Consider the following 18,548-nt stretch of genomic DNA (forward strand, 5'->3'; position numbering starts at 1 on the left):
GCCAAGGCAAACCGCCAACTACCGTTCCATTTCTGTCAACAGATCGTGAACCGGCGACCGAACATAGGGCTGACGCCCGAACAATCCGGCAATCATGTCTGCCATGATCAGGTCGAAACCTGGCAAAAAGGTGTCGTAGGGGCCAATGCGAGGCTCAATGTGGGCTTCCGCGATGCAATTGTCGTCAGTGGATACAACATGAGGCGCGGAAAACGACGCCCGCTTGGCAACGCCCGGTGGCAGTCCTGCGGCAATAAGTCTCTCCTGTTGCAGGCCGCCATCGCCAGCAGCGCTTATCTGCACCATGCCATTTCCGACATTTCCAACCGTAAAGCGGCCATCCCAGATACCGGTCGCGCCGGGCCTCAGCACCAGAAGCGGCAGATCGCGTGCCTCGCGATAGAGGTAAAGGCCGGTCGCGCGCCTATCGAACACCACCCGCCCAGCGGTCAGCCGCCCCGGCTCGCCCCGCTCAAGGAACGCCACCACTCGCGTGACCGTGTCCGCGGCCAAGGGATGCGTCCGACCGCCGACAACAGTCGCCATCGCCAGAAGTGCGCGCCGGCAGTCGGCGTCGACACATCCGGCGACAGCAGCATCGGCAACGCTTACGACCAAGCTTTCGTGAACGCGAGCGTGAAGCTCGAGCCAGGCGGCCGCCCTCACCGATGAGCGGGCCCGGAAAGCCGCGTCCCATGTGGCAACCGCTTCGTCATCTGCGTCAGCGAGGCGCTCGCGGGTTCGCACCCGCTCGAAACGCATATTGACGTTGCTCGGATCGTCGAACCAGCCGACGCCCTCGGCGGTAAGAAATGCCCGGATGTCGGCGCGACGCAGGCCGAGGAACGGGCGCAACACCCAGAAGCGTCTGTCGTAGAGCGTTTCGTCGGCCATTCCTGCGCCGCCGGGTCCCTGCCCGCGCTCGGACCGCATCAGGATCGTCTCGCGCTGGTCGTCGAGCGTATGTCCGGTGACGATGCAAGTGGCGCCAAGATCATCGACAGCGCTCGCCAGCAGCTGATAGCGCTTTTCGCGCGCGGCGGCCTGAATTCCGGCGGAGGGTTTTGGGCCATCCCAGCGTTTGGTGACATGCGCGATGCCAAGGCTGGCGCAGAAGCCGGCCACGGCCTCCGCTTCGTCGGCCGAGCCGGGCCTCAGGGCATGATCGACCGTGCAGGCAGCAAGGGAAAGGTCGGCATTGCCGGTTGCCTCGATCATCCTGTTTAGGGCGAGAAGCAGTCCTTTGGAATCGCTGCCGCCGGAGACGGCTACGAGCAATCGGGCCGGCCGATTGAAGGATGAAAGAAATCGTTTCGCCGTTTCGAGAACGGCCAGGTTGACTTGCGTCTCAGCAGCCAAAGCGGCTTTGCTCGCTCGTCACCTTTGCGCGCACGGCCGGTGAGGCCTTCGGGTAGCGCTTGTTCACCTCGCGCAAGGTGGCGCAGGCGGTTTCCTTGTTGTCGAGTGCGCCGAGCGACATGCCGAGTTTCAAAAGCATCTCCGGAGCCTTCGGCGACTTGGCGTGCGCCTGGTGCGCATTCAGGAACGTCTTGGCGGCTTCGCTGTATTTGCCCTGCGAATACTGCGCCTCGCCCATCCAGAAGCTGGCATCGGCTGCCTTTTCGCCCTGCGGGAACACGTCGAGATAGTCGCGGAATTCCTGCTCGGCGGTGCTGTAGTCGCCGGAAAGCACGTGGCCATAGGCCGACTGATAGAGGTCGCCGGGGTTGTCGAGCGCTGCCGTCTGCTGCTCGCTATCCGGGTTGGCGTTGAGCCCGCCACTGTTGCCCGGAAGTGCCACGCCGGTATCGACACCGGGAGGCGTGGCATTGGCGCCCGGCTGTGCGTCAGTCGTGGTCGAAATGGGATTGCCGCTCTCGTCAAAGACAATCTGTCCGAGCGTCGTCGGAGGTGCGGCACCGGGTGCGCCCTGATTAGTGCCCGATGCGGCCATGCCGGTGCTGGGATCGACAGGCGCCATCGTCTGGCTATCCGTCACCCCCGGGGTGACGGACGCCTGATCGCTGGACTTCGGCGTCTGCAGTGCGCCGCTCTTCTTGGGGGAGGCCTTGCCGCTTTCCAGATCCTGGAAGCGGAACTCGTTGTCCTCCTGGAACTTCCGGATCTGCTCCTGCATCTGCAGAAGCTGGAAGCTCATTTCTTCGATACGCCCGTTGAGCGAGCGGATCTGTTCTTCAAGTTGCCCGACCCGTGTGGTCTCGGAGGCCTGTACCTTCACGACGGGAAGACTGTGCGAGCCTGCCGTGTCGGCGTTTGTCGTTCGGGCCGAAAGCCCGGAAAGCGGCATGGCGTTTACTGTCTGGCCAAAGCCCGAAAGGGCCGCGAGACCAAGCAGTCCAGCCACGACAAATTTCTTCATTTCATTTGTCCTGTTCGAATACCGGTTTTCCCACCCTGGAATCGGGGCCCGCAATACATCTCGCCGATTCATCTGGATGATTGCCGCACAGTTTTCCAATTACCCTGAAAAAGCAACGGAGTTCGGCCAAAGTGTGGTAAAAAAGCAAAGGGCGGCACAAGGCCGCCCTTTTAATTTAGCGATGCGTGATCGGAAGATCACATGCCGGCGCCACCGAGGACGGTTACGGCGCGGCGGTTCTGCGACCAGCACGAGATGTCGTCGCAAACGGCGACCGGCTTTTCCTTGCCGTAGGAGATCGTCTTCAGGCGATTGGCAGGAACGCCGCGCGAGATCAGATAGTCCTTGGTGGAAGCAGCGCGGCGAGCGCCAAGTGCCAGGTTGTATTCGCGGGTGCCGCGTTCGTCGGCATGGCCTTCGACGGTGACGGCGTAGTTCGGATACTTGGCAAGCCACTGAGCCTGGCGGTCGAGCGTCTGCTGGGCGTCGGCGCGGATCGAGGTCGAGTCCGTGTCGAAGAAGATGCGGTCGCCGACATTGACGGTGAAGTCCTGCTGCGAACCCGGCGTTGCGGAACCAGCGCCGCCGAGACCGAGCTCGTTGGCGTTGTTCGGAAGGTTCTTCTTCGAGGCGCAGCCAGCGATGGCAAGGGTCATGACAAGTGCGATCATGACCGGGTTGCGAGCGATGGTCTGCATGCGGCCTGCGGCCGGGGTGTCAATTCGGCTCATGCGCCGGTCTCCTTGAGAAGTGTCTGAATTCACGGTTGCCAGACTGTAACCGGAAGCGGTTAATCGCTTTTCAACAGTTATGGTTAACAAATCGATAATTTAAGCGCGGCGCCTGCTAGACCAGCACTTTGCGGCGAGAAGGCGGCGTCACTGCCACAATCCCCGCCGCAAAGGCGAGCCTGCTATTCAAGCCGCGGAGACCAGGCCGGGTCCGAGGCAAAGCCCTGCGTCGGGACGGCCTGCTCGTTGTAGCCGGTGAGGTCGATCGAGTAGAGTTGCGGTCCGCCGGCACCGGCGTTCTGGCGGAAGAACATCAGCACGCGGCCGTTCGGCGCCCAGGTCGGGCCTTCGTTGTGGAAGCCCGTGGTCAGGATGCGTTCGCCCGAACCGTCGGGCTTCATCACGCCGATCGAGAACTTGCCGCCGGATTGCTTGGTGAAGGCGATCAGGTCGCCGCGCGGAGACCAGACCGGCGTCGAATAGGAGCCGTCGCCGAAGGAGATGCGGCGCTGGCCGGACCCGTCGGCACCCATCACGTAGATCTGCTGGCGGCCGCCGCGGTCGCTTTCGAAGGCGATCTGGCTACCGTCAGGCGAATAGGATGGCGCCGTATCGATCGCCGCCGTGCTGGTGAGGCGCGTGGTCGTGCGCGAGCGCAGGTCCATCGTATAGATGTTGGCGTTGCCCTCCTGCTGCAGGCTCATGATGACGCGCTGGCCGTCCGGCGAGAAGCGCGGCGAGAAGGTCATGCCCGGGAAATTGCCGACCACCTCGCGCTGCCCGGTTTCCAGCTGCAGCAGGTAAACGCGCGGCTGGTTGTTTTCGAACGACATGTAGGTGACTTCCTGACGGTTCGGCGAGAAGCGCGGCGTCAGAACGAGGTCGTTGGAGTTGGTGAGCGCCCGGGCATTTGCCCCATCCTGGTCCATCATCGCGAGCTGGCGCTTGCGGGCAGTCTTCGGGCCGCTTTCGGCGACATAGACGACACGTGTATCGAAATAACCCTTTTCGCCGGTGATCCGCTCATAGATCGCATCGGCGATGATATGCGCGACTCGGCGCCAGTTTTCAGGCTGGGTGAAGAACTGCTGGCCGGTCATCTGTGAGCCCGCAAACGTGTCCCAAAGACGGAACTCGGCCTTCAGACGGCCATCGGCCTCCTGCGTCACGCGACCGGTGACGAGCGCCTGGGCGTTGATGACCTTCCAGTCCTCGAACCGCGGTGCCGCGTCGGGGTTGCTGATCTTTTCGATGAAGGCGCCCTTGTCGATCGGCGCGAACAGACCCGAACGCTTGAGGTCGGCTGCGACCACGTCGGAGATCTTCTTGCCGAGCTCACCCTGCAGGAAGTCGGTGATCGCGATCGGCAGCGGCTCGACATTACCCTTGTTGATGTTGATTTCGACGACCGCGTTCGCAGGCGTCGCCGCCACAACGGCGGTCAACATGCCGACGGCGACCATCAGGGCACGGAAAAGAGAGCACTTGATCATAAAGACAAGCCTTTCAGCTTAGTACGAAGGTTTGCACGGTTTGGGTTTGCTATCCGGCATGGATTCCAATCCCGGCAGCTCACAGTGCGAACTCGGAGGGGTCGAAGTTCAGCACGAGGGTATTCCATCCTTTTTCGCCGTCATATTTGTCCGGCGGCAGGTTCTGCAGCGGCGACGAGCGGCGAAGCGCACGCAGCGTGCTGCTTTCGACGGCGCGGCGCGTTCCTTCCGGTCCGCCGGTAGCGGTCACCTCCGGCTCGCCGACGATGTTGCCGGCCGGATCCAGCTGGACCCGGATCGAAACCCGCACTTCCGCGACACCGGTCAACCCGGCAATCAGCGACCAATTGCCCTGGATCTGGCCCTTCACACCGTCGATCTCGTTGGCGCTGAGACCGACGCCGATGGTCTTCTTGCCACCGAGCGCCGCCTCGTCCGATGAGCGCTTCTTGCCGCCGGCGGACGGATCCTGCCGGTTGAGAAGGGCGGCAATTTCGTCAGCGTTGAACTTGCTTTCCTCGCTGGAAGTCGCCTTCTTCTGTTCCTTCGGCGTTTGCTCGTTCTTGCGGTCGGGTGTCTTTGCGGACTGCGCCGGCTTTTCCACCTTGGGCTTGGCCGCCGGCGTCGGCACCTTTTCCGGCAGCGCTTCGGCTTCCGGATTTTCGGCCGGCTTTTCTTCAGCGGGCGCCGGTTCCGGCTTGGTCTCTGGCTTTACTTCCTGCTTGGGTTCAGGCAGTGCGGCAACCTCCGTCGCCGGTTCGGAGGCGGGCTTCGTCTCCTCGACCTTCTTGATTTCTTCCTCGACCGGATCGGGCGTCGGTTCGGGCTTCTCGTTCTTTTCCGGCGCGGCCGTGGCCTCGCTCTTCGACGGCTTGGCGTTCGGCGTCGGCGCCGTCTTCAGGTCGACATCGTTGTCGCCGATGTTCTCGGCAGGCTCGTTCGTCGCGGGCCGCTTGGTCGGAACCGGCGAGGATTTCTCTTTGACCGGCGCCTTCTTGTCGCCTTGCTGGACCTGCGTCATTTCCGAATAGGGTACGATGTCGACAGGCAAGGCTTCGACGTCAGCGACCTCGAAGTCAGCCGGACTGCCGAGCGAAACCAGCGCCCAGGTCAGGACCAGAGCGTGCAGCAGACCAGATGTGGCGAGACTGCCCTTCATGGCCAAGGATCACTTTTCCTGTTCTTGCAGCGTCACGAGGCCGAGGTTCTTGAACCCGGCAGCGGAGATGCGCGCCATGACCTTCATCACCGTGCCGTAGTCGGCATTGGTGTCGCCGCGGACATAGATGCGTTCGTTGTAGCCGGTGGTGGCAATCGCCTCGAGCTTCGGCACGACCTCTTCGATCGCGATCGGCGTTTCCTGCAGGTAGATTTCACCAGCCGGGTTGACCGACACGGTGATCGGCTGCGTATCGGAATTAAGCGCCTTGGCCTGCGTTTCCGGCAGGTCGATCGGCACGCCGACCGTCATCATCGGTGCGGCGACCATGAAGATGATCAGCAGCACCAGCATCACGTCCACGAAGGGCGTGACGTTGATTTCGCTCATGATCGCTTTCTTGCCGCCCCGGCGACGACGACCGCCGCCCGAACCTTTGGCTCCGCCAACCGACATACCCATCAGCGTGGTCTCCGTGCTCTCTGGCGATTATTGCGCGGCCTGGCGCGGGTTCTGCAGCTTCTCGTCGATCTGCCGCGACAGGATCGCGGAAAACTCGTCGGCAAACGCTTCCATGCGCGCCGACAGCTTGCCGGCGTCTGCAGAAAACTTGTTATAGGCGATAACGGCGGGAATAGCGGCGAGCAGACCGATCGCGGTTGCCAAGAGCGCTTCGGCAATACCCGGCGCCACGACCGCAAGGTTGGTCGACTTCGAACCGGCGATCGCCTGGAACGAGGTCATGATACCGACGACTGTACCAAAAAGACCGATGAAGGGTGCGGCCGATCCGATGGTCGCGAGCGAGCCGAGGCGCGCTTCCAGCGATTCCGATTCACGGGCAAGCGTCACGTCCATGGCCCGGTCGATACGCATCTGCAGACCGATCGGCGAGCGTGCGCCGCGCTCGAAGCTTTTCTTCCATTCGCGCATCGCCGAGACGAAGATCGCGCCCATGCCCGAAGTCTGGCGGTCGGAGAGCGTACGGTACAGCTCTTCCAGCGACTGGCCCGACCAGAACACCTGCTCGAAGCCGTCGAGCTGGCGACGGGCACGGCCGTAGTTCAGCGTCTTGTCGACGACGATCGCCCATGTCCACACCGAAGCTGCAATCAGCCCCAGCATGACCAGCTTCACGACAAAGCCCGCTTGCATGAACAGCGACCAGAGGGTCACATCGTGCGTCGCAGCGGCCAATCCAACCTGTTCCATCGTTTTCAGTCCCCGAATCCAAACACCCGGCAAGAGCGGCTCATGCTCGTGACCGGGTAGCCCAAACGTCCTGTTGCAAGAATGCCCCGGTGCCGCCGCTGGTCGCACCATCGCGACCTTTATTAGCTTATGGTTGCCTTCTTGCCGTCAATTTTGGTCAAAGGATGACGTGCACTGCACAAATCCTGATGGGCTGATTAAGACACCATTATGGTTAAGGGAGTGTTACCATGACTGTGTCTTTCCGGCCGCACTTCCGGGCCGCGGCCGCATCTCGGAACCACACAAACGACACGACATCGCAGCTTCGATTAGATTGAGGCTTTCAGGGCAGCATGTTCGGCGGGCTGATGGGAGAAAACTCCGATGGCGCGCCATCGATCGGCAGCTCGCGCGGCAGCTTGAGCATCGGACACATGCTCGCAAAGAAGGCTCCTTGGCTTAGCCGACGCTTTGCCTTGCCCGCGTGAACTTCGTCGCCAGTGCCTCCGGCAGCCGGCGGGGACGGCCCTGGCCGTTGATCACGGCGATGATCACCTTGGCGGCGATCAGCAATTGCTCATTGCAGCGGATTTCCTGCAACAGCACCATCTTGGCCCCTCCGGCCTTCTCGGTGACCGTGCCGATCGTCAGGATATCGTCCATGCGCGCCGGTGCCTTGAAGTCGATCTCCATGCGATGCACGACGAAGACGAGGCCTTCGCTATCTCCCTCGATCGCCAGCGTCGCCTGCTCGACACCGAGCAGTCGCAGGAAATCGGTGCGGGCGCGCTCCATGAAATGCAGGTAGCGGGCGTGGTAGACGACGCCGGAAAAATCGGTGTCTTCGTAATAGACGCGCTGGACCAGTCGATGGCCGTCTTCGGTCAGTTCGCCTGCAAGCGAGATCAGGGACATGCTTCTCTCCGACAAGAATTTCCCAAATCCTGTGCAGGAACAAAAAGGCATTTGCAAGCATTGCAGCTTTGTCACAAACCTATCCTACACGTGACACAGCTTTCCTTCCTGATCAGGAGATCCGTGCATGAAGATTGCGATCCTCGGCGGCGATGGTTTCATCGGCTGGCCAACGGCCCTTCATCTGTCCGACGCCGGCCATGACATCCATATTCTCGACAATCTCTCACGCCGCTGGATCGACACGGAACTCGGCGTTCAATCTCTGACCCCGATGGATTCGATCCAGGAGCGCACCCGCATCTGGCATGCCGAAACCGGCCGCCGCATCCATTTCAACCTGATCGATCTTGCCCGCGACTACGAGCTTCTGAAGAACTGGCTGGCGGAACATCGTCCCGACGCGATCGTGCATTTCGCCGAACAGCGCGCCGCGCCCTATTCGATGAAGAGCGACCGGCACAAGAACTACACCGTCAACAACAACGTCAATGCCACGCACAATCTGCTCAATGCGCTGGTGGAACTCGAGCTCGATGCGCATCTGGTGCATCTCGGCACCATGGGCGTCTATGGATATTCCACGGTCGGGGCGGCGATCCCCGAGGGCTATCTGCCGGTCGGCATCGAAACGATGTCAGGCGAAACCGTGAGCCAGGAGATCCTCTATCCCTCCAATCCTGGTTCGATCTACCACATGACCAAGTGCCTGGATCAGTTGCTGTTCCAGTTCTACGCCAAGAACGACGGCCTCAGGATCACCGACCTGCATCAGGGCATCGTCTGGGGCACCCACACGGAGCAGACCCGGCGTCACGCCCAGCTGATCAACCGCTTCGACTACGACGGCGACTACGGCACGGTGCTCAACCGTTTTCTCATCCAGGCGGCGATCGGCTATCCCCTGACCGTGCACGGCACCGGCGGCCAGACACGCGCCTTCATCCACATTCAGGATTCGGTGCGCTGCATTGAACTGGCGCTGAAGAACCCGCCCGCCCGTGGCAGCCGTGTCGAGATCTTCAACCAGATGACGGAAACCCATCGGGTGCGGGACCTGGCCGAAATGATCGCCGCGATCTCCGGTTCGCAGATCGCCTGGCTGCCCAATCCGCGCAAGGAAGCGGCGGAAAACGAACTGGTCGTCCACAACGAAAAATTCCTGGCGCTCGGCCTCAACCCGACCCTTCTCAGGGATGGCTTGCTTTCCGAGATCGTCGATGTCGCCAGGAAATTCGCCCATCGCGTCGACCGTTCGCGCGTTCCGGCCGTTTCCGCCTGGACCAAGGATATTGCGACACGTATCAACCACGACCCTGAGGGCAAACGGCTGAAATCCGTTTCATGACATCGATCGAGAGCAAACCGGAGGGGCTCGCTCCCTCCTCCCCTGCCTCCTCGCACCATGCATTCGTGACGCTCGTCACCAATGCCGACTACGCGCTCGGCGCCCGCGCGCTCGCCCGCTCGATCCGCCTCACGGACACGCCGGCCGATATCGTCGTTCTCCACACGGGGGGCGTATCGGCCGACGCCCTCGCGCCGCTGGCCGAATTCGGCTGCCGCCTGGTCGAAACCGAATTGCTGCCGCTCTCGGATGCCTTCAACGAGCGCCACGCCCGCCGCAACGTCCACGACAAGGCTCCGTTCACCAAGGGGCGCAAACCGGCGTTTCATTCGCCTCTCGACAATTTCTGCAAGCTGCGGCTTTGGCAACTGATCGACTATGTCAGTTGCGTGTTCATCGACGCGGACGCGATCGTCCTCAGAAACATCGACCGGCTGTTTCACTATCCGGAGTTTTCCGCGGCCCCTAACGTCTATGAGGGCCTCGCCGATTTTCACCGCTTGAATTCCGGCGTCTTCATCGCCGAACCATCCGTCGCGACTTTCCGAGCCATGCTCGACAGGCTCGATGCGCCGCAAGCCTTCTGGCCGCGCACCGACCAGACCTTTCTGCAGACCTTCTTTCCCGAATGGCACGGCCTGCCGGTCACGATGAACATGCTGCAATATGTCTGGTTCAACCTGCCCGAACTCTGGGATTGGTCTTCGATCGGCGTGTTGCACTACCAATATGAAAAACCGTGGGAGAAGGACCACCCGCGCACCGAGCAGCTTCGACCGTTGATCGACCTCTGGTTCGCCTATCTCACGGGCGATGATATCCCTGACATCGCAACCCTTGCCAATCCGGCCCGGTCATGAGGCGCGTGCTTGTTTCCGGCGGCACCGGTTTTGTCGGACGCTTCATCGTCGAGCATCTGATGGCGAGCGGATATGAAGTGGTGGTCGGCGGCCGCACGCCACCCGCATCCGCCTTCTTTTCGAAGCCTGTCGCTTTCGTCCCGCTCGCGCTCGCCCCGGATATCGACCAGAGTGCTGCCTTCCGGCACATCGACCACTTTGTCCACGCCGCCTTCGAGCATGTCGCCGGCCGCTATCGTGGCGGTGAAGGCGACGATCCGGAAGGGTTCCGCCGCAGCAATCTCGATGGCTCCGTCCGCCTGTTTCAGACGGCTCGCAATGAGGGCGTGAAGCGCTGCATCTTCCTGTCGAGCCGCGCCGTCTATGGCGAGCAGCCGCCGGGAGCAGGCCTCTTTGAAGACATGCCCTGCAATCCCGAAAGCCTCTATGGCGCGCTCAAGCTGGAAGCCGAAAACGAACTCGACGCACTGGGCACAGCCGCATTCAAGACTGTGAGCCTGCGTGTGACCGGCGTCTACGGCGTACCCGGCGAAGGTGCTGCTCACAAATGGCAGCCGCTTTTCGATGACTATCTCTCGGGCCGTGTGATCGCGCCACGTGCCGGCACGGAAGTGCATGGTGAGGATGTGGCCACCGCCGTGCGCCTTGCCCTGCAAACACCATTGGATCGCCTGCAGGGCGGCGTGTTGAACGTCTCCGATGTCCTCATCGACAATCGTGCCATTCTGGCAATGGTTCAGGATATTACCGGATCCAGGCAAGCCCTTCCGGGACCGGCCGCGCTGACCGCGTTCAACGCCATGAATACCGAGAAGATCCGGGCACTTGGCTGGCAACCGGGCGGGCTGGAGCGATTGCAGGCAACGGTCAGAAGTCTGCTCGCCTGACGCTGCTGGCACGCCCGGCCATGGGCATCCATAAACAGAAGGGCCCGGCGTCGAGGACGACGCCGGGCCCTTCTTTTCAGTCACGTACCGGCTAAATCAGGCACGCGATCCCCCAGCTCAAGCCACCGAGGGCAGGCCCATCATCGGCTCGATCCGCGTTTTCGTCTGCTTGGCCGGCACCTTGTCCGCCGGCAGCACGAAAAGAAGGCTGTGCGAGATGACGATCGCCGCTGCCAGCAGTAAGCCATAGGCCATCAGGATCACCGTCATCGGGACGACGAAGTTGAGCTGCGGCAGGGCACCGAGCATCAGCGGCACGTACCACGAGGTTGCCGAGACGGCACCGGAGATGAGGAAGGTGCTGCGCTGTTTGGTCGACATGCCTTCCATCAGCGAACGACCGATCTGCATCTTCACCTTCGGCAGGATCACCGCATGGATGAAGGCCCCATTGACCGTCAGGATGGCGACGATGGTCATCTTCGCCCAGACCTTCTCATTGCCGAGCTTGATCGGCTCGAAGTAGCCGTAGTAGGTCATGAAGCCAAAGCCGGTGACCCACAAGAGGATCAGGCCCCAATTGACGATCTTCGACCCGAAGTGGAACACCGCCCAGTGTTCCGGGGTCACTTTCCCCTTGATGAAGAATCTGACGATCATCAGATCCAGAACGGTTGCAGCGCCCAGCCCCAGCGCCAACCCTATGAAGTGGAGTATGCGTAGACCCGTCTTGAGCGCGGCGACGGGATCGAGGCTCAGCGTATTGATCAGAAACATGAGACCCATTGTAAAGTACCTTTTCGATATCGGCAGGATCACATGGGAATGGCGCCACCCCGAATGGCGCACCCTGCAAAATTCCCTCAGACTGAATGAAATCGACGCTGAACTAAAACCGCTTCTGTCTGTCCCTGGACGGCACGTGATACTGCTAATGCCCTTAATCGCCCGGCGTCTTGTTACTGTCGAAATCGGCTCAAAGCGCGGCACAGATGTGGCAATAATGAGAATACAATAAAGTAGGCATATGCCATGCACAGATATTCAGTGCCTGCCTCGGCGACATAGCCTGAAATCGCGACAGTAACGACGGCCGGCGTTGACCCTAGCCTATGTCGATGGCAACGACCTCCGGCGGCGATCCGATCCGCACCGGCAAATTCGAAAGACCCAATCCGCCTGAGACGATCATGTGGCGATCGTCCTCGATGATATGCCCGTAGGCATAGCGGTTGCCGTATCGCGACGGCACGAGCGGCGCATAGCCCAAAAACCTCACCTGCCCGCCATGGGTATGACCGGCCAGCGTCAGCGACACGCGCTGAGGCACATCGACGAAGATATCCGGTTCGTGCGCCATCAGAATGATCGGATCGTCACCGTCAATGCCGGCCAGAGTGCCGGGCAGGTCATCGAGCCCATCGATCATGCCGGCACCATCCGACGCCGGATAGGAGGGCTCGAGCTGATCCGCCAGACCGGCCCTGCGGATCATAGCGAGCACGCCGTCCCGCCGAAATACGCCATTCGGCCGCGCGCCTAAGCCATGCGGCCGGGCCGCCTCAGCCAAGGTCGATGACGACGATCTCCGGCGGCACGCCGAAGCGGACCGGCGCAATCGAGCAGCCGAGCCCGCCGGAAACGATCAGGCTGCGATCCGCCTCGACCATATGACCGTAGGCGTAGCGATCGCCGAAACGGGAGGGAACGACGGGAGCATGGCCGAGAAACCGGACCTGCCCGCCATGGGTATGGCCGGAGAGCGTCAAGGCGACGCGCGACGGCACCTTCGGAAAGATGTCCGGTTCGTGGGCAAGCAGGATCACCGGCGCGTCGTCGCCGACCTGCGCCAGCGTGCCGTCGAGATCGTCGAGGCCCTGCATATGCGTGCGTATCCATTTCCTGCCCGGCACCAGGGCAAGCTGGTCTTCGAGGCCGGCGAGCCAGAAGCCGAGGCCATTCTTTTCCAGCCGAACGGCGCGATTGCTGTAGACGCTGATGCCGACGTCGGCGAGCGCCTTGTGACCGAAGGTGAGACCGCCGCCGTTCTTCTGCGCGGTCCTGTCCTCCCACCAGTCGTGATTGCCCATGATCGCATGCACGCCAAGCGGCGCCTCGAGCGTCGCAAGTGCCTTCGACCATTCGCTGGAATGCACGTAGCGGGTCACCAGGTTCATGCCGGCGGCATAGTCGCCGAGAAGGACGGTGATATCACCACCAAGCGCATTGGCTTGCCGGCAGATCGAAGCGATGCGGTTGGCCGACATCCACGGCTCGCAGGCATGGATGTCGGCAAGGGCCACCACGCGCAGCTTCAAGCCGGGCGTCCAGCCCGGTGGCGTCAGCGAATATCGCGTCACGTTCAGCCGGGCGAGCGGCTCGATCGCAAAGGCATAACCGCCAAGTGCCGCCATGCTGGCTATGCCACCGCCGAGAAACTTCAGAAGTCCGCGGCGCGTGATCATTTACTCGTCCTCGAGCGTCAATCGAAACTGGGTCGCCTCGAGATCCCTAGGTGGATTGAGGCCGAGATGCTTCCAGGCGTTGGCGGTCAGCACGCGGCCGCGCGGCGTACGCTGGATGAAGCCCTGCTGGATGAGATAGGGCTCGATGATGTCCTCGATCGCGTCGCGCGGCTCGGAAAGCCCGGCGGCAATGGTCTCGATACCGACCGGCCCCCCGCCGAAATTCTGTGCGATCATCGAGAGGTAGCGGCGATCGAGCTGGTCGAGCCCCATGCTGTCGACAAGAAGCCGCGTCAGCGCCTCGTCGGCGATCTTCTTGGTGACCGCTTCGGCTCGCGCCACTTCGGCAAAATCGCGCACCCGCCTAAGCAGGCGGCCGGCGATGCGCGGCGTGCCGCGCGCGCGGCGGGCGATCTCGCGCGCGCCGTCGTCGGTCATGCCGAGCCCCATCAGCCGGGCCCCACGGCGCACGATCGATTCCAGCTCCTCGACCGTGTAGAAATTGAGCCGGACCGGAATACCGAAACGGTCACGCAAAGGCGTCGTCAACAGGCCGAGACGCGTGGTCGCCGCCACCAGCGTGAACTTCGACAGGTCGATCTTCACCGACCGCGCCGCCGGCCCCTCACCGATGATAAGGTCGAGCTGGAAGTCTTCCATCGCGGGATAGAGGATTTCCTCGACCGCCGGGTTGAGCCGGTGGATTTCATCGATGAACAGGACGTCGCGCTCTTCAAGATTGGTCAGAAGTGCGGCCAGATCGCCCGCCTTGGCAATGACCGGCCCGGAGGTGGAGCGGAAATTGACGCCCAGTTCCTTGGCCATGATCTGCGCCAGCGTCGTCTTGCCGAGGCCGGGCGGCCCAACGAACAGCACGTGATCGAGCGCCTCGCCGCGGTTCTTCGCCGCTTCGATGAAGATCTTCAGGTTGGCGCGCGCTTCCGCCTGGCCGGTAAATTCGTCCAGCGACTGCGGACGCATGGTCGCATCGAGATCTTCGCCGCGCTTTTCCGGCGTTATCAGGCGTGCGGCTTCAGTCATCCATCCGTTCCAATCGATCGGGCATTCTTGCGCAGGGCGTCAAAGGGAATGCCCGTTTTGCATCGACCGGCACGACAACGCAAGGAATCATCGCGCCAGTTCCTTGAGACCCAGCCGGATCAACTTGGCACTGTCCGCATCCTCGCCGCCGTTCTTCAGCGCCGCGGCAACCGCATTGGCGGCCTGGTCGCGGGAATAGCCGAGATTGGTCAGCGCCGACACCGCGTCTGCAACTGGCGCCGAGGCAACACCCTCGCCCAGTTCCTGCTTAAGCCCGAGCGAGGCGGAGATTTCGCCGGCGAAAGCCGGCGCCTTGTTCTTCAGTTCGGTGACGATGCGCACCGCCACCTTCGGACCGACGCCGGGCGCGCGCGACACCGAGGTCTTGTCCTGCAGCGCAATCGCGTTTGCGAGCTCGCCCGGCGTCAGCGTCGAAAGGAGGGCGAGCGCCACCTTGGAGCCGACGCCCTGCACGCTCTGCAACAGGCGGAACCACTCGCGCTCCAGCGCCGTCAGGAAGCCGAACAACTTCAACTGATCCTCGCGCACATAGGTTTCGATAAACAGCACCGCCGCCTCTCCCGCCGAACCGAGCTTCGACAATGTGCGCGCCGAACAATGGGCGACATAGCCGACGCCATGCACGTCGAGAACGACGTGATCCTCGCCGATTTCGTCGATAGTACCCTTCAATTTGCCGATCATGTGGCGTCGTCTCTCATGGATGGATTGCGGGATGATCGGACCGACCATCGGAAATTAACGGCACCAGTGCAACTACCCCATCAGGGCGGCAAGCCGGCTGGTCACCGACAGGCGGTTGTGCGCGTGGCAAATGGCGATCGCCAGCGCGTCGGCAGCGTCATTGCCCTTGAACTCCGCCTTCGGCATCAGGACCTTCAACATCATGTGGATCTGCTGCTTTTCGCCATGGCCGACGCCGATGACGGCCTTCTTCACCGCATTCGGCGCATATTCGGCGACCCTCAAGCCCGCGCGCGCCGGCACCAGCATGGCGATGCCGCGTGCCTGCCCGAGCTTCAGCGTCGCCGTCGCGTCCTTGTTGACGAAAGTCTGCTCCACAGCCGCCTCGTGCGGCTGATAGCTGTGCACGACTTCAGCGAGGCCATCATGCAGCTGGCAGAGACGCGAGGCGAGATCCATGTCGCCGTCCGATGTCACCGTCCCGGACGCGACGAAGCGCAGCGAATTGCCGAGCGTTTCGATGATGCCCCAGCCGGTACGGCGAAGGCCCGGATCGATGCCGATGATGCGAATCGTGGTCTGCATGAAATTCACCCTATGCTGCGCGCCTGGACGCTGCCAGCAAAAAGTGAACAAAACAAAAACATCCACACAGGGAAAGTGCCCCGGCCGGAAATCTCGGTGACCACCCTTGGATTGAGGAATTTTGACCTTACATAGGCATTCAATCAATTTCGCTCAACAAAGGCCTTGCTCATGGCGACGTTCTCCGTCCTCGATCTCTCCCCGATCACCGAAGGCGGCAGCGTCGCCCAGTCGCTCGAAAACTCAAGGCGGCTGGCGCAGGCGGCCGAGGAAAACGGCTACAAGCGGTTCTGGCTGGCCGAACACCACGGCATGAAGGGCATCGCCAGCGCTGCGACCTCGATCGTCATCTCCCATGTGGCCGCAGGAACGAAGACGATCCGCGTCGGCTCCGGCGGCATCATGCTGCCGAACCACTCGCCGCTGGTGATCGCCGAACAGTTCGGAACGCTCGCTGCGCTGTATCCCGACCGCATCGATCTCGGCCTTGGCCGTGCGCCGGGCACCGACATGCGCACCGCCCAGGCCTTGCGCCGCAACATGGAAGCGAGCGCCAACAACTTCCCCAACGACGTCGTCGAACTGCAGGCGCTGCTCGGCCCCGTCGCCGAGGATCAGACGATCATCGCGGTTCCAGGTGCCGACACCAATGTGCCGATCTGGCTCCTGGGCTCGAGCCACTACAGCGCCCATCTTGCCGGCATGCTCGGCCTGCCCTTCGCCTTCGCCTCGCATTTCGCGCCCGACATGCTGCTGTCGGCCCTCGAAATCTATCGCGAACGCTTCACGCCCTCGCAAACGCTGGACAAGCCGCATGTGATGGTCGGCGTCATGGGCGTGGCGGCGGCCACCGATGAAGAGGCGAACTATCTCTTCACGTCGATGCAGCAATCCTTCGTCGCCTTGCGACGCAACGCCCGCGGCCGGTTCCCGGCACCGGTCGCGTCGATGGATGGGCTGTGGAGTTCGGATGAAAAGATCTTCGTCGATCACGCGATGTCCTACGCCATCGTCGGCGGACCGGAGACGATCCGGAGGAAGATCGAAACGTTCCTCGGCCAGACGAAGGCCGACGAACTGATCGTCTCGATGCCGATCTTCGACATGGATGCCCGTCTCAAGTCGCTCCGCCTCTTCGCCGAGGCGCAGCGAGCTTGACGCCTTACTGCATAATTCCTTAAATCGCAATCGATTTAAGGACAAAATTATGCAGCAACTCCAAGTGTTACAGCGACCTTTGCGCGTCTAAATAGACGCGCGGCGCTGTAAAGCATGATGCGTCAGCACTCCGTGACCCGAAAGGCCGGCGGGATCTCGTCCATGCGGTCGAAGAAACGATCCGGCCCGAGCGATTTCAGAAACGTCGGGTCGGCATAGCCCCAGCCGACGGCGCCGGCCGCGATCCGCGCCTGGCGGGCAGCCTCGATGTCGCGGGCCTCGTCGCCAATCGCAAGGATGCGCGACGGGTCGATGCCGGCGAACTTGACGACCCTCTTGAAATGCTGCGCCTTGCCGAACAGCGTGGAGCCGCACTCAAAAAGGTCGACAGCAGCGGCGGTCTCGCCCAGCGCCCTGCGGATGGCAGCTTCGCCATTCGAACTGACGACGGCAATGCCGACTCCGGCCGACTTCACCCCCGTCAGCATTTCCGGAACGCCGGGGAAAAGCTGGATTGCCTGCGCTTGGGTGGCCATCTCCTGCCGCATGAAGGTAGCAATCCGCGGCAGCTTCCACATCGGCACGCCCAGATGCGCGATGATCTCGCGACTGCCCATGGCGCGCAGCCCCTTGAACTCCTCCACCGACAACTGGCGAAACCCGAAGTGCGCGGCCGCAAGGTTGCTCGCCGCCATGAACCACGCCGCCGTATCGGCAAGCGTGCCATCGAAATCAAAGATCGCGAACTCATACTTCATCGGTGGTACCCAAAGAAAAACCCGTGCCCTACCGGACACGGGTAAATCAAAATCTTCTAGGCGGAAAGATCCGGTTCAGGCGGAAAGCTTCGCCATGACTTCGTCGGACACTTCGAAGTTCGAATAGACGTTCTGGACGTCATCGTCGTCTTCGAGGATGTCGATGAGCTTCATCAGCGACTGTGCCTTCTCCTCGTCGACCGGCACGGTGTTCTGCGCCTTCCAGATCGCATTGACGGTTTCAGCTTCGCCGAGCGTGTCTTCGAGCGCCTTCGAAACTTCGCCGATCGCCTCGAAGCCGCAGATGATCGTGTGGCCTTCCTCGTCGGTGGTCACGTCGTCGGCACCGGCCTCGATCGCAGCTTCCATCACCTTGTCCGCGTCGCCGACCGAAAGCTTGTAGGTGATCTCGCCAACACGGTCGAAGGAGAAGGAAACCGAACCGGTTTCACCGAGCGCGCCGCCGGCCTTGGTGAAGGTCGAGCGGACATTGGAGGCGGTACGGTTGCGGTTGTCGGTCAGCGCCTCGACGATAATGGCGACGCCGCCCGGGCCGTAGCCTTCGTAACGGACTTCTTCATAGTTCTCCGCATCGCCGCCGGATGCCTTCTTGATCGCGCGTTCGATGTTGTCCTTCGGCATCGACTGCGCCTTGGCGTTCTGAATCGCCAGGCGCAGGCGCGCGTTCATTGCCGGATCGGGCATGCCGGTCTTGGCGGCAACCGTGATTTCGCGCGCGAGCTTGGAAAACATTTTCGAGCGCACCGCGTCCTGACGGCCCTTGCGGTGCATGATGTTCTTGAACTGTGAATGGCCAGCCATGGCACCCTCTGCATGCATGAATTTGAATGGAATGGGGCGCCTTATAG

19 protein-coding genes and 1 pseudogene are annotated in these 18,548 nt (G+C 62.0%); 4 read left to right on the plus strand and 16 right to left on the minus strand.

Translation table 11 applies throughout. The features are described 5' to 3' along the window. Positions 1-18: 18 nt before the first annotated feature. From tilS to ybgC, 8 genes are all read right to left on the minus strand, one after another. Positions 19-1,359: a tRNA lysidine(34) synthetase TilS gene (tilS, locus tag BC363_RS18165; RefSeq protein ID WP_141690364.1), complete on the minus strand. Its 1,341-nt coding sequence runs from the start codon at positions 1,357-1,359 to the stop codon at positions 19-21. Next, a complete protein-coding gene (gene ybgF / locus BC363_RS18170) occupies positions 1,349-2,380 on the minus strand; it encodes a tol-pal system protein YbgF (RefSeq protein WP_065780904.1) in 1,032 nt (343 codons plus the stop codon). The genes tilS and ybgF overlap by 11 nt, the downstream gene beginning before the upstream one ends. 197 nt (positions 2,381-2,577) lie before the next feature. Continuing rightward, the gene (gene pal, locus BC363_RS18175; RefSeq protein WP_065780905.1) at positions 2,578-3,111 is read right to left on the minus strand and encodes a peptidoglycan-associated lipoprotein Pal; all 534 of its coding nucleotides are present in this window, start codon (positions 3,109-3,111) and stop codon (positions 2,578-2,580) included. Between the two features lie 182 nt (positions 3,112-3,293). Continuing rightward, on the minus strand, positions 3,294-4,604 hold the full coding sequence (gene tolB, locus BC363_RS18180) for a Tol-Pal system beta propeller repeat protein TolB (protein ID WP_065780906.1): 1,311 nt from the start codon (positions 4,602-4,604) through the stop codon (positions 3,294-3,296). Between the two features lie 79 nt (positions 4,605-4,683). Next, on the minus strand, positions 4,684-5,763 hold the full coding sequence (locus tag BC363_RS18185; RefSeq protein ID WP_065780907.1) for a cell envelope integrity protein TolA: 1,080 nt from the start codon (positions 5,761-5,763) through the stop codon (positions 4,684-4,686). Positions 5,764-5,772: 9 nt separating this feature from the next. Further along, positions 5,773-6,225 (minus strand): protein TolR, encoded by a 453-nt coding sequence (tolR, locus tag BC363_RS18190; RefSeq protein ID WP_053249667.1) that lies wholly within the window; start codon positions 6,223-6,225, stop codon positions 5,773-5,775. Between the two features lie 27 nt (positions 6,226-6,252). Next, on the minus strand, positions 6,253-6,975 hold the full coding sequence (tolQ, locus tag BC363_RS18195) for a protein TolQ (RefSeq protein ID WP_065780908.1): 723 nt from the start codon (positions 6,973-6,975) through the stop codon (positions 6,253-6,255). A gap of 441 nt (positions 6,976-7,416) precedes the next feature. Continuing rightward, entirely contained in the window at positions 7,417-7,872 is a 456-nt protein-coding gene (gene ybgC / locus BC363_RS18200) for a tol-pal system-associated acyl-CoA thioesterase (RefSeq protein WP_065780909.1), read from the minus strand. A gap of 127 nt (positions 7,873-7,999) precedes the next feature. On the opposite strand from ybgC, the gene BC363_RS18205 reads away from it, so the two are divergent. The 3 genes from BC363_RS18205 to BC363_RS18215 are packed head-to-tail and all read left to right on the plus strand — an operon-like array spanning position 8,000 to position 10,967. Beyond that, on the plus strand, positions 8,000-9,220 hold the full coding sequence (locus BC363_RS18205; RefSeq protein ID WP_065780910.1) for an NAD-dependent epimerase/dehydratase family protein: 1,221 nt from the start codon (positions 8,000-8,002) through the stop codon (positions 9,218-9,220). After that, positions 9,217-10,080, plus strand: coding sequence for a glycosyltransferase (locus BC363_RS18210; RefSeq protein WP_065780911.1), 864 nt, complete (start codon positions 9,217-9,219; stop codon positions 10,078-10,080). The genes BC363_RS18205 and BC363_RS18210 overlap by 4 nt, the downstream gene beginning before the upstream one ends. Continuing rightward, positions 10,077-10,967, plus strand: a complete 891-nt coding sequence (locus tag BC363_RS18215; protein WP_065780912.1) for an NAD(P)-dependent oxidoreductase — start codon at positions 10,077-10,079, stop codon at positions 10,965-10,967. Before BC363_RS18210 ends, BC363_RS18215 begins: the two co-directional genes overlap by 4 nt. 117 nt (positions 10,968-11,084) lie before the next feature. Here BC363_RS18215 and BC363_RS18220 read toward each other — a convergent pair whose 3' ends face one another. From BC363_RS18220 to ruvC, 6 genes and pseudogenes are all read right to left on the minus strand, one after another. Beyond that, positions 11,085-11,753 (minus strand): hypothetical protein, encoded by a 669-nt coding sequence (locus BC363_RS18220; protein WP_065780913.1) that lies wholly within the window; start codon positions 11,751-11,753, stop codon positions 11,085-11,087. A gap of 319 nt (positions 11,754-12,072) precedes the next feature. Next, positions 12,073-12,399: pseudogene (locus BC363_RS18225) on the minus strand (metallophosphoesterase); the annotation flags it as partial. A 130-nt stretch (positions 12,400-12,529) separates the two neighbouring features. Next, positions 12,530-13,432 (minus strand): metallophosphoesterase, encoded by a 903-nt coding sequence (locus BC363_RS18230; protein WP_065780914.1) that lies wholly within the window; start codon positions 13,430-13,432, stop codon positions 12,530-12,532. Then, on the minus strand, positions 13,433-14,473 hold the full coding sequence (gene ruvB / locus BC363_RS18235) for a Holliday junction branch migration DNA helicase RuvB (protein WP_065780915.1): 1,041 nt from the start codon (positions 14,471-14,473) through the stop codon (positions 13,433-13,435). A gap of 87 nt (positions 14,474-14,560) precedes the next feature. After that, positions 14,561-15,178, minus strand: a complete 618-nt coding sequence (ruvA, locus tag BC363_RS18240; RefSeq protein ID WP_065780916.1) for a Holliday junction branch migration protein RuvA — start codon at positions 15,176-15,178, stop codon at positions 14,561-14,563. A 72-nt stretch (positions 15,179-15,250) separates the two neighbouring features. After that, entirely contained in the window at positions 15,251-15,763 is a 513-nt protein-coding gene (ruvC, locus tag BC363_RS18245; protein ID WP_053249697.1) for a crossover junction endodeoxyribonuclease RuvC, read from the minus strand. Positions 15,764-15,934: 171 nt separating this feature from the next. Between ruvC and BC363_RS18250 the strand changes: the two genes are divergently transcribed. Continuing rightward, positions 15,935-16,921 carry an LLM class flavin-dependent oxidoreductase gene (locus BC363_RS18250; protein WP_065780917.1) on the plus strand — a complete coding sequence of 329 codons (987 nt, stop codon included), beginning with the start codon at positions 15,935-15,937 and terminating at the stop codon, positions 16,919-16,921. A gap of 122 nt (positions 16,922-17,043) precedes the next feature. Here BC363_RS18250 and BC363_RS18255 read toward each other — a convergent pair whose 3' ends face one another. After that, positions 17,044-17,679, minus strand: coding sequence for an HAD hydrolase-like protein (locus BC363_RS18255; protein ID WP_065780918.1), 636 nt, complete (start codon positions 17,677-17,679; stop codon positions 17,044-17,046). A 75-nt stretch (positions 17,680-17,754) separates the two neighbouring features. Continuing rightward, positions 17,755-18,501 carry a YebC/PmpR family DNA-binding transcriptional regulator gene (locus BC363_RS18260; RefSeq protein WP_065781135.1) on the minus strand — a complete coding sequence of 249 codons (747 nt, stop codon included), beginning with the start codon at positions 18,499-18,501 and terminating at the stop codon, positions 17,755-17,757. Between the last annotated feature and the right edge of the window lie 47 nt (positions 18,502-18,548).

This window comes from Ensifer sp. LC384, from assembly GCF_001695865.1.
Taxonomy (GTDB): Bacteria; Pseudomonadota; Alphaproteobacteria; order Rhizobiales; family Rhizobiaceae; genus Ensifer.